We start from the raw sequence: 300 nt of genomic DNA, 5'->3' as shown, positions 1-300 counted from the left end.
ATGTGCTCATTGATTCTGATTTTGAATCGGACATTGATGTCGATGCACTGTCCGATGTGCTCATTGATTCTGATTTTGAATCAGACGCTGAATTTGATGCGCTATCCGAGGTACTTGTGGATTCACTTGATGCACTGTCTGATGTGCTCATTGATTCTGATTTTGAATCGGACATTGATGTTGATGCACTGTCCGATGTACTTGTAGAATCACTATGTACTTGTGGATTCACTTGATGTACTGTCTGATGTGCACTGTCTGATGTGCTTGTAGATTCTGATTTTGAATCGGACATTGATG

1 protein-coding gene is annotated in these 300 nt (G+C 40.7%); it reads left to right on the top strand.

Annotated features, from left to right (window positions below; translation table 11 throughout):
• A partial coding sequence (locus BZZ03_RS12105) for an MSCRAMM family adhesin SdrC (RefSeq protein ID WP_233129005.1) occupies positions 1-236 on the top strand: 236 nt, incomplete at its 5' end.
• Between the last annotated feature and the right edge of the window lie 64 nt (positions 237-300).

Source organism: Lactococcus petauri (genome assembly GCF_002154895.1).
In the GTDB taxonomy this organism is placed as follows: Bacteria; Bacillota; Bacilli; order Lactobacillales; family Streptococcaceae; genus Lactococcus; species Lactococcus petauri.
Note: the sequence above shows the minus strand (reverse complement) of the source record. Positions and strands in the feature narration are given on the sequence as shown.